Genomic DNA, 11,109 nt, shown 5'->3' with positions numbered 1-11,109 from the left:
CCGGTCAGGCACCGGTGCTTGCTCCTTCGTCGCCTACGCACCGGCGCCTGACCGGCGGCCCGGCCGCGGACCGGCCACTTCGTGGCCGCCGCTCCCTAGGGGTCGCGGGTGCGGGGATGGGAGTGCGGTCATGGCGGATTCGAGGTTTGACGGTGTGGCTGGTGGTGCGGGCGGCCGACGCGAGGTGTGTGGGTGTGGTTGGTGGCGAGGGTGGTTGGCCCAAGGTGTGTGGGTGTGGTTGGTGGCGCGGGTGGTTGGCCCAAGGTGTGAGGGTGTGGCTGGTGGCTGGCCCTGGGCGTCGGGGCTGGTTGGCCTGGGGTTTGTGGGTGGGCGGGAAGTCCTGGGTACTCCGAGGAGGGGCTCGCTGACGTACCGGTGACGGTGATCTACCGCGGTGGGACTACTCCTGGCTGATCGGTCTCGGGGGGCGGCGCCTTGGGGGTGGCGGGCTGTGACGGTGACACGTCGGATCCGGGAACCGGGCCGGTGACGCCGGGCTGGCCGCCTGGGTCGGACATGTCCGGCATGCCTGGCAGCGGAAGTGGTTGTGGCGCTTGGCGACCGGGTGGTGCCGGTGAGGCCGGTTGTTCCGAGGTCGGTGCGGGGGCTTCGGTCGGCCGCGGGGTTTCCACGGTTGGGGGCTTCGGTGCCGGTGGATTCGAATCCTGCTGTGTCGGTAGCTGATTCGGCTGGGTGGGCAGGGGAGCGGGTGCCTCGCTGGGCGCACTCGTCGGCGGAACGGTCGGGCCTTGGCTCTGTGGAGCGGGTTGTTCGGTCGATGGCGCTGGCGCTTCGGTGGTGGGTGCAGGCGGCTCGGTCGTGGGAGCGGGCGCTCCGGTAGACGGTGCGGGTGCCTCGTTGGGGGAACTCGTCGGCGGAATTGTCGGGCCCTGAGTTTGCGGAGCCGGCTGTTCGGTTGGCGGCGCCGGCGCTTCTGAAGTGGGTGCGGCTTCGGTAGACGGCGTTGGTGCCTCGGTTGGCGGTGCGGGCGCTTCAGAAGTGGGCGTAGGTGTTTCGGCAGGCAGCGCTGGGGGCTCGGTCGTGGGAGCGGGCGCTTCGGCGGTGGGCGGCGCGGGTGCTTCGGTAGACGGCGCTGGCGGCTCGGTGGTGGGTGCGGGCGCCTCGGTCGAAGGCGCCGGCGCTTCGGAACTGGGGGCGGGGGTTTCAGGCGACGGAGGCTGTGGAGTGGGGCTCTGGCCTTGGGGCGCAGGGTTTTCCGATGGTTCGGCGTCTTCGCCTGGTGTCACAGTGGCGCCGGGTGCCGGTGCAGCACCGGGTTCCGCGCCAGATTCCGATTCCTGGGGCGATTCCGGTGAATTGCCTTGTGGCGCGGAGGGGCTCGTGCCGGGGCTGGGGGTCGACCCGTTGCCCGGCGAGGGTGAACCGCCTCGGCCCGAAGGCGATTCGGCCTCCCCTGGTGCGATGGGCAGTGCTGGGACGCCCGTTCCGGCAAGCGAATACGCCGGCTTGTAGATCATGTTCATCGCCAGGACAGCTTCTTGGCGTAGCGCCTCGGCCGCCATCTGCGCGTCGATCACCTGCGCGCTCTCCAGCAGGCGGGCGATCGCCCCGATCGGGCCTGAACCGCCCGGCGCCACGACGGCCAGCTTCACGGCTTCGGCGGCCGCGGCGACACCGCCGAGGCGGGCGCCGACTTCGGCCATCACGGCGGCCAGTTCGTCGATGGAGGCGGCGAAGCTGCGGGTGCTCGCGGCGGCGGCATCGGCGGCGGCGCCGGACCAGCCGGTGTCGTTGATCACCCGGTCGGCGCCGGATTTGGTCAGCGGCATCGAGGTGGTGAGGGTGGTGGCGGTCTCCAACCAGGTCATCGATGCGCCGAGGATGGCACCGGCGTCGATCTGCTGGGCGCGCGTGTAGATCTGTTCGTGCGGCATGGATTCGAAATGTTCCATCGCACTGATGTAGGTGGGGTCGGTGCTCATCCGCGCACCCTCGTATCGACGGCGCGCAGGGCGGCGGCCGCGGCGGCATCGGCTTCCTCGTAGAGGCCCGCGCTGAGCAGGAACGCCTCTTTCATCCGGTAGGCCGCCTCGATGTAGCGATCGAGCAGTTCGGCGGCGTCGCGTGCCTTGTGCGCGAAGCCCGCCTGCAACTGCTGGGCGGAGACGAAGCCGCCGAATCCCTCTGCCTCGGCAGCGTTCTCGAGCCCCTGTCGCAGCTGGGCGAGATGCTCGGCCTGCTGTTCGTAGAGGTCGGCGCACCGGCGCGCGGCATCGGGGTCGAATGTCAGTGTCCCCGCCACGGCGGCGCTGCGGAACCGGGAGATCTCGGCTCTGCTGCTCTCGATCGTCATCGCGTCTCCCCTCCAGATGATGCGGTGGAGTCCAGGTTAGCCGGACCTTCTGCTGTGCGAACTGTGCGCCGGCACCAATCTGCGCTGCAATTGCGCGGCCAGTTGCCCAGTGGATGCGGGCACCACGTGCACGGTTTCGCCCGCTCGCAGCAGGTAGCGGCCGTCGTTGGCCACGTCGATCCAGCTGTAGTGCACCGGTGGATTCGGCACCGAACGGTCGAGCCCGGTTTCGATGCGGATGTGGCCCTCGGCGGTGTGCGGTCTGCGCAATAATCGCTGGATGCGCGGCACGGCGGGATGGGTCGCGAGCACGGTTTCCTCGTCGCGTACCGCATCGGTCGCGGCCTCGCGCGCAGGTTCGCGTCCGGGTGGGGTATCGGGCAGGCAGGCGGTGACGCGTGCGCCGATTCCCGCGGTGTGCCCGATCGAAACACGTACGCTGCCACCGTAATCGGGCCGGGTACTGGGTTCCTGCACTACCAGGACCGCGTGGTCGTAGACCGCGCAGGCCAGTAGCCGGATTTCGCTGCCGGGAGTATGGGCGCCGCCGACCAGCACGATCCTGGCGTGCGGTTCGGCGATGATCCGCAGACAGGCGGCGAGGTCGGGGTCGCCCCCGCGTAGTCGATCGTCGAGTCCCGCGCGCAATCGGGCCGCGTCGTTCTCGGTGCGCGGCGACTCGAGCACGCGCAGCGGAAACGGCATGCGATCCTGACCCGATTCCCGCCAGACGTGCGCGAATTCGTCAGCGGTGAAGGTCCATCCCATTGCCGATCCCATCCTTACCGAACCAGGACGAGGACAGCCTAACCCGCGCTGTCCGATTCCGGCGTGCCGATCGAGCCTCATACCTCCGAACGGAATCTTTTCCCGCTCCGCGTCCTCGGATGAATATTTCGGTGGACGTCGAGGTCGGCAGAACCCTTCTACGATCGCGGCATGGGCGGTCGGACCTCTCAGTAACCGCGCGCGGTGTCGATGATCGCGTCCAGCGGCTCGCCCGCGACGAACCGCGCCACATTCGCGCCGACATGATCGGCGAACGCCGCCAACCGCAACTGCGGTGGGTTCGAATCGTGCGGGGTGATGATCGCGTTCGGCAGTGTCCACAGCGGGTGCCCGTCGGGCAGCGGTTCCGGGTCGGTGACGTCGAGTCCGGCGCCTCCGATCACCCCACCGGTCAGCGCGTCCACCAGCGCATCGGTGTCGATCAGGCTGCCACGAGCCACATTGATCACCCACGACGACGGCTTGAGCCTGGACAGTTCGTCGGCGCCGATGAGGTGGCGGGTCTGTGCCGTCGCCGGTGCCGCGACCACCACATGATCGGTGTGCGACCACACCCGTGCGAGCTGATCGGTCGGCACCGTCTCGACATCGGCGGGAATGCCGGGCCCGGTCACCGGACGTCCCGACCGGTTCACCGCGATCACATGGGCGCCCAGCGGCGCCAGCATCGGGATCAGCGCGCGACCGATCCCGCCGGCGCCGACGATCGTCACGGTCTTGCCGCGCAACGATCCGACGTGCGGGAAGAACTCTCGCTGCTGCCACGACGTCGCCCGCAACTGTTCGGGCAGGTACCGCACACCGGCCAGCAACAGCATCAGCGCGTGTTCGGCGACACTGTGCGAGAACGCCCCTGCCGCGGAGGTGAACACCACCTCTGGATGCGCGGTGAACACGCCCGCGTCGAAGAAGTCCTCGATCCCCGCGGCGGGCAACTGCGCCCAGCGCACCGACGACGGCAGGGTCGCCGGAAAATCGCTGGGTTTGCCGGTCCAGATCAGTGCGTCGGCCTCCGCCAGCTCACCCACCCGAGCGCCCGCTCCGACGACCGCTTTCTCGAGCAAGCGCGGCGCCGGCTGATCCGGGGCGATCGCGATCGTGGTCGCGGATTCCTGCACAGAGACCTCCTGGGTCGATCGGCTGCCGGTGCCGCACTGCGGCTCGAGCGCTGTCCTGGGCACCGCACGCGGTACCGGACTCTGATTCTTCCTCGTCGCTGTCGACGGCGCCCCCGCACCCTCCCGGTCTCGCGAAGTGGTCCGGGACTGTTCACTATTCGTCGAGGTCGACGAGTTCCTCGACGCCGTGCCGGTCGGCCAGTTCCAGCAGGGGCGCGATATCGAAGACGGCGTTGTCCATGTCGGCCTGGAGGTCGCCGAGTTCGGCATAGCGGGCAGGCACGGTCTGGATGGTGAAGTCGCGGGGCACGATGTCGTCGATCTCGGTCCAGCGAACCGGGGTCGACACGGTGGCCTCCGGCACGCCGCGCACGGAGTAGGCGGCGGCGATGGTGTGGTCGCGCGCGTTCTGGTTGTAGTCGACGAACAGCTGCGCGGGATCGCGGTCCTTGCGCCACCAGGCCGTGGTGACATCCTCGGGCGCACGCCGTTCGATCTCCTGCGCGAACGCGAGCGCGGCCCGGCGAACCTCCTGAAACCCGTACTCCGGCGCGATCCGCACGTACACGTGCAGTCCGGACCCACCGGAGGTCTTCGGCCAGCCGACCGCGCCGAGCTCGTCGAGCACCTCGTGCACCACCCCGGCCACCCGCTGCACCCGCGACCACGGGCAGTCGGGCATCGGATCGAGGTCGATGCGCCATTCGTCGGGCGACTCGGTATCGGAGGCCCGCGAATTCCAGGGATGGAACTCCACGGTGGACATCTGCACCGCCCAGATCACATCGGCGAGCTCGTGCACGCAGAGCTCGTCGGCATGCCTGCCGTAGCGCGGAAAATACACGCGCACGGTCGGGAGCCAGTCCGGCGCGCCCGCGGGCACCCGCTTCTGGTGCACCTTTCCGCCCGGCAGTCCCTTGGGGAATCGGTGCAGCATGCAGGGCCGATCCCGCAGGGCGTTGACGATCCCGTCCCCGACGCTCAGGTAGTACTGCGCGAGGTCGAGCTTGGTCACGCCGAGCTCGGGGAAATACACCCGGTCGGGATTGCTGACCCGCACCGTGTGCTCACCCACCGGTAGTTCGACCGCAGGCGCCGCAGACTTGGCCACCCGCCCAACGATAGACGAGCAGGCCCGCCCCCACTGGGGAGCGAGCCTGCGTCGGTGTGGCCGTTACCAGCGGCTGTGCTCTGTCGGTGGGGTGTAGTAGCTCTCGGCGTAGGAGTGCTCTGCCCAGCGGGACTTCGCGTCCGCGTCGCTGTCGCCACCGTGGCCGGGCCACCACGCGCGCCGCCCGAGCAGCGCGGTCACCGCGGGAGTGAAGAACAGCGCCATCACGAACGCGGCGATCGCGATGCCCACCGAGATGGCGAAGCCCATCTGCGACAGAGTGCTGTTGCCCGCCAGCATCATCGAGGCGAAGGTGCCCGCCAGGATCAGTCCGGCCGCCGCGACGGTCGGCCCGGTGTGCCGCACGGCCAGCGCCGCCGCTTCGCGTGGCGTGTGCCCCTCGCGGGCTTCCTCTCGCAACCGGGCGACCATCAGGATGTTGTAGTCGGTGCCCAGCGCGACGACGAACAGGTACATGATCACCGGCAGCGTGAAGATCAGGCCGTTCTCGCCCTGGATCTGCTGGAACACCAGCACCGTCGCGCCCAAGGTCGCGGCGAAGCCGAGGAACACCGAGGCCATCAGGTACCACGGTGCGACGAGACTGCGCAGCAGCAGCGCCAGCACGAGCATGATCAGGATCGCGGCCACCGGGAAAACGATCGCGTAGTCGTGGTTCATCGCGTCCTTGAAGTCCACGAACACCGCGGTCATGCCGCCGACTGCCGCCGTGGCCCCCGCGGGCGCCGCTTGGCGGGCGACCGTACGCAGCGGACCGGCCACCGTGTCGAGCGCGGCATCGGATTCCGGTGCGTTGGCGAGCGTCACCTGGAAGTTCGCGATCGTGCGGTCCGGTGACAATTGCGCCTGCCCGACCTGTCCGACGCCCTCGACCTGGGTCAACGCCGTTCGGTAGGCCGTGAGTTGGTCCTCGCCCAGCGGTCCGCCGGGCGAGTGCAGCAGCACGTCGGAGGGCTGGGTGGCGCCCGCGGGCATCCCCTTGAGCAGCTCGGTGGTGAAGACCACCGACTCGGAGGCGTCGGAGGTGGAACCCGAGCTCAGATCGAAGGTCGGGTTGAAGCCGACCGCGAACACCCCGAGCGCCACCAGCACTGCGCCGGAGGCGACGGCGAACACGCCGGGCCGCCTGCCCATCGCCGCGCCGATCGCGCCGAACCGTGCGCCTCTCGGCTCGACCTGCCACGCCTTCGACGGCCAGAACACCTTGGTGCCCAGCAGGGAGACGATCGCGGGTACCAGCGTGAGACCGGCCAGCAGCGCCACCGCGACGGCGATCGCCAGCGCGGGGCCCATCGCCCGGAACATGCCGAGGCTCGACAGGGTCAGCGCCATGAACGCGATGATCACGGCGGCTGCCGCCGAGGTGATGGCCTCACCGACGCGGGCCACAGCGTTGATCATCGCGGTCTTGGGATCGTCGCCCGCTCGCAGCCGTTCCCGGTAGCGGAACATCAGGAACAGGATGTAGTCGGTGCCGACGCCGAACAGTACGACCAGCAGGATGGCGCTGATCGAGGTGTCGATGTCGAGGTCGAATGCCTTGGCCGCCATGGCGATCAGGCCGCTGACGGTGCTCGAGATCGCGCCGATGGTGAGCACCGGCAGCAGGGCGATGACCGGGCTGCGGAAGATGATCAGCAGCAGCACCAGGATCAGCACGATCGTGGCGATGCCGATGATCGCCATGCCCTTTTCGCCCTCCTCGGTCTGATCAAGGGTCTGTGCCGCCGTGCCGGTGATGCCTGCCTTCAACCCGGTGTCACGCACCTGTTCTTTCAGCTGTTCGCGCAGGCTCTTCACCGCCTCGCCCTGCGTCTTGTCGGCGGCGTCGGTGAGCTTGGTCATCTGCACCGCGACGACCTGAACCAGGCGATTCTCCGACGGTGGTGTCACCTGAATGCCGTTGACCCCCTTGATATTGCGTGCGGTGAGCGCTGCCGCTGCCGCGTTGACCGTAGTCGTGTCATCGTCGGTCAGCGCCGCGCCGTCCGCGCGGACCAACACGATGAGCGCGGCGGGGGCGGAATGCTGCGGAAATGCTTGCTCCTGCAACTTCATCGCCTGGATCGACTCGTAATGCGAAGGCAGGAACTCGGATTGGTCGGTCGTCGCGGTGAGCGTCGGCGCCGTCGACAACACGGCGACGATCGCGAGCACCCACAGCCCGATCACTTTCCAGGGATGGTGGACGACGACGCGTCCCAGTCTGGCGAACATGTTGGTAGGTCCTTTCCCGGCCCGGCCGGTCAGATGTCGAGGTCGTGGTTGCGCGGGTGCTGGACGCGGTCGACGATCATCAGGTGCACCTTCGGGGAGACCAGTGGGCGCAGCGCGTCGAGCGAATCGACCACCTCGGTGGTGTAGTCGCCCCAGCTCTGCTCGCCCTTGCCGAGGATCGAGCGCCAGTTCTTCCAGTCCACGGTCCAGTCGCCGAGCTCGTTGTAGTCCGACCACGCGGAGGTCTGCTTGTGCACCAGGAAGTTGCCCTTGCGGGTCAGGTAGACGCGGACCGTTTCGATGGCCTTGTGGGTTACCCGGCGTGACTGGCCGACCTGTCGGCCGGTGAAGCGCTGGGTGCGGCCGCCACCTGGACCGACCTTGACGAGGACCGGGGCGAAGCCGTCGTTGTCGGTGTTCGGCTCGGTGGTGTCTACGGCGGTGTCGTACGCGGGTTCGATGGTCATCGATTGCTCCGATTCGATAAGGCAGTGCGCATGTGGGCATGGGTATACGAGCGGCGTGCCCTGTGGTCCGGGCCGTCGTTGTGGGTCTGTGTTCAGTTGTGCGGTAGCAGTACTCGTTCCGTCCGACTCACTATAAGTAGATGTATACGTATAGAGCAAGAGGCAAAAAAAGTCCGCACGGATCGACTCCGTGCGGACCGCTGCGTGCGGGGCGGAACTACAGCTCGTAGACGCCGAACGCCCGATTCTGGATGCACATCGGCATCACGTGAACCCGGTCGGTCCATTCGAATCTCGCTGCCGCCTCGACGGTTTCACGTTCGGCGACGCACACGCTCGCGGTGCCCGGCATCGTCAACGGATTGAGCACCGCCAAGGGGATGCCGGCGTGGACGCCGCTGTAGAGGCCGCCGCTGAAGCACAGCGGAGTGATGGCGATGCCGCGGATCGCGCTCTCGCGGTCGGCGGCGGCCTGGGCGCCGGGGACGCCGGCGCAGTCGAGCGGGTTCTCGTTCGAAGCCTGGGCGGGAACGGTCAAGAGGGTGAATCCGGCCGCACAGCCCGCGGCAACGGCCATCAGGGTTCGAGCAAATGTGGTCCTGGTCATAGGCGCATTCAAGCACTGGTGGTGAGGGGTGCCCACAATCTGGGCGGCGTGTTGGGCGGTGTTTTCGGCGCGCCGGGCGCGCGTGTTCGCGGCCCCGAGCGGCGACCCGGCCGCCCATCCTCGGGTCGGGTCGCTCGGGCCGGGTCAGGTCGGGGTGGCCAGGGCGAAGGGGAGGACCGCGTCGGCGCCGCTGGTGCGCAGGGCGTGGGCGGCGACGGTCATGGTCCAGCCGGTGTCGGTGAGGGTGTCGACGAGCAGGATCGGTCCGTCGACCCCGGAGAGGTCGGGGATCTCCCAGGAGTCGAACAGCCCGGCGACCCGATGGGCGGAGTTCGCCGCCGAGACCGGGGGACGGTCGGGTCTGGTGCGGAGGGTGCCGAGGTTGTCGAGTCGGCCGATCTGGGCCAGGCGTTCGGCGAGACTGGTGGTGAGCTGGGGGTATCGGGGGGATTCGAGAGCCAGCACCGAGGTGGGACGGGTGGTCCAGGTCCAGTCGCGCAGTACCGCGACGCAGGCGTCGAAGACCGCGTCGGGGACCGGTGCGTCGGGGGCGTCGAGCAGGGCGCGCAGCCGCATACCCCAGCCCAGGTCGGTGAGTCGGCCGAGGACACGGCCGGTCTCGGAACCGCTGGAGATCTTGCCCGACAACGGGATTCCCAATTTCGCCATGCCGCTGGGCCACTGTTTGCGCGGGGCGAGGTCGAGGCCGGGGCGGTCGAGCCGGGCTCGGGTCGCGGCGATCGCGGCGTCGTCGACGGTGGTGTCGGCGCGGGTGCCGGTGCAGTTGTCGCAGCGGCCGCAATCCAGATCCGCTGTCGCGAGCCCGCCAAGGCCGGGGTCGTCGAGCTGGCGGCGCAGGAAGGTCATCCGGCACGACGCCGTCGACTGATAATCGATCATCGCCTGTTGTTCGGCGTCGCGTGCCGCGGCCAGGCCCTCGTAGCGCTCGGTGTCGTAGGTCCAGTCCTGGGCGGTCGAGAGCCAGCCGCCGCGCACCCGGCGCACGGCACCGTCGACGTCGAGCACCTTCAGCACCATCTCGAGACGCGATCGGTTCAGCTCGACGAGCGGTTCGAGCGCCACCGTCGACATCGCCCGGTCGGTGTCCAGCGCGGCGAGCACCGAGCGCACGATGTGTTCACGCGGGAAGGCGACGGAGGCGAAGTAGCTCCAGATCCGCGCGTCCTCGGGGCCGGGCAGCAGAACGACCTCGGCTCGTTCGGTACCGCGCCCCGCACGACCGACCTGCTGGTAGTAGGCGATCGGCGAGGACGGCGCACCGACGTGCACGACGAATCCGAGATCCGGTTTGTCGAAACCCATGCCCAGCGCCGACGTCGCGATCAACGCCTTCACCTCGTTGTTCAGCAGCGCGGCCTCGAGCACCTCGCGTTCGGCCGGGTCGGTCTGGCCGGTATAGGCGGCGACGGTGTGGCCGTGTGAATTCAGCAGGTCGGCCAGATCGTTGGCCGCCGCGACCGTGAGGCAGTAGATGATGCCCGAGCCCGGCATCCGATGTAGCTGTTCGCCCAGCCACGCCGTGCGCTGCACCGCGTCGTCGAACCGCACCACCGACAGGTGCAGTGATTCACGATCCAAAGTGCCGCGCAGCACCAAGGTATCGGTGCCGATCTGTCCGGCCACGTCGGTGACCACCCGGTCGTTGGCGGTCGCGGTGGTCGCCAGGACCGGCACCTCCGACCCGAGGTCGGCGATCAGCGTGCGGATGCGGCGATAGTCGGGCCGGAAATCGTGGCCCCAGTCCGACACACAGTGCGCTTCGTCGATGACGACGAGCCCGGCGTCGGCAGCAAGGCGCGGCAGCACCTGATCGCGAAAGTCGGGGTTGTTCAACCGTTCCGGGCTCACCAGCAGCACGTCGACCGCACCGTCGGCCACCTGCTGATGGATCTCGTCCCACTCGGTGACGTTGCCCGAGTTGATCGTGGCCGCCACTACCCCGGCCCGCTCGGCGGCCGCCACCTGGTTGCGCATCAACGCCAGCAACGGCGACACGATCACCGTCGGCCCACGCCCCGCCCCGCGCAGCAACTTGGCCGCGATGAAGTACACCGCCGACTTACCCCACCCGGTCCGCTGCACGACCAGCGCCCGCCTGCGCTGCACCACCAGCGCTTCGATCGCGATCCACTGATCCTCCCGCAACCGCGCATCGGGTCCGGCGAGCTCGCGAAGCAGCTGTTCGGCTCGTTCGCGCAGGTCAGGAGCCGTCAGGTCGAGCACATCGTTGCCTGCGGGTGAGGTCATGCGCCTATCCTGCCGTACACCTCCGACAGGTTCGATGGGCAACACAGACGATGGGGCGCGGCAGGGTCGTGTCGCGCTATCGCTCCTACTGGTCAGCGCGCCGGCCGGGTTCGCATCAACGCATGGCTACGCCTTCGTCGTCGGGCTGCTGCTAGTCGGCGCGGATGTGGCGGGCACCCTCTGCCGACGATGAATCA

At 68.7% G+C, this 11,109-nt stretch carries 9 protein-coding genes; all 9 read right to left on the bottom strand.

The window, feature by feature from the left end; genetic code table 11:
- Window positions 1–386: 386 nt before the first annotated feature.
- The 9 genes from ACWF99_RS31760 to ACWF99_RS31720 all read right to left on the bottom strand — a co-directional run bounded on the left by ACWF99_RS31760 (window position 387) and on the right by ACWF99_RS31720 (window position 10,912).
- Complete coding sequence (locus ACWF99_RS31760; RefSeq protein ID WP_452538184.1) at window positions 387–1,943, bottom strand: hypothetical protein; 1,557 nt, start codon at window positions 1,941–1,943, stop codon at window positions 387–389.
- Window positions 1,940–2,314, bottom strand: a complete 375-nt coding sequence (locus ACWF99_RS31755; RefSeq protein ID WP_378637375.1) for a hypothetical protein — start codon at window positions 2,312–2,314, stop codon at window positions 1,940–1,942. The genes ACWF99_RS31760 and ACWF99_RS31755 overlap by 4 nt, the downstream gene beginning before the upstream one ends.
- Before the next feature lie 36 nt (window positions 2,315–2,350).
- Window positions 2,351–3,082, bottom strand: coding sequence for an ESX secretion-associated protein EspG (locus ACWF99_RS31750; protein WP_452538183.1), 732 nt, complete (start codon window positions 3,080–3,082; stop codon window positions 2,351–2,353).
- Between the two features lie 188 nt (window positions 3,083–3,270).
- Window positions 3,271–4,221, bottom strand: a complete 951-nt coding sequence (locus ACWF99_RS31745) for a D-isomer specific 2-hydroxyacid dehydrogenase family protein (RefSeq protein WP_378637378.1) — start codon at window positions 4,219–4,221, stop codon at window positions 3,271–3,273.
- A 154-nt stretch (window positions 4,222–4,375) separates the two neighbouring features.
- A complete protein-coding gene (ligD, locus tag ACWF99_RS31740; protein WP_378637380.1) occupies window positions 4,376–5,332 on the bottom strand; it encodes a non-homologous end-joining DNA ligase in 957 nt (318 codons plus the stop codon).
- Between the two features lie 63 nt (window positions 5,333–5,395).
- A complete protein-coding gene (locus ACWF99_RS31735) occupies window positions 5,396–7,570 on the bottom strand; it encodes an MMPL family transporter (protein ID WP_452538182.1) in 2,175 nt (724 codons plus the stop codon).
- A gap of 29 nt (window positions 7,571–7,599) precedes the next feature.
- The gene (locus ACWF99_RS31730) at window positions 7,600–8,037 is read right to left on the bottom strand and encodes an EXLDI protein (RefSeq protein WP_378637385.1); all 438 of its coding nucleotides are present in this window, start codon (window positions 8,035–8,037) and stop codon (window positions 7,600–7,602) included.
- 217 nt (window positions 8,038–8,254) lie between these two features.
- A complete protein-coding gene (locus tag ACWF99_RS31725) occupies window positions 8,255–8,644 on the bottom strand; it encodes a hypothetical protein (protein WP_378637387.1) in 390 nt (129 codons plus the stop codon).
- 144 nt (window positions 8,645–8,788) lie between these two features.
- Complete coding sequence (locus ACWF99_RS31720; RefSeq protein ID WP_452538181.1) at window positions 8,789–10,912, bottom strand: RecQ family ATP-dependent DNA helicase; 2,124 nt, start codon at window positions 10,910–10,912, stop codon at window positions 8,789–8,791.
- Between the last annotated feature and the right edge of the window lie 197 nt (window positions 10,913–11,109).

The sequence above is a fragment of the Nocardia sp. NPDC055002 genome, assembly GCF_053608825.1.
The sequence above is the reverse complement of the archived record's forward strand: the minus strand, read 5'-3'. Positions and strand labels throughout refer to the sequence as shown.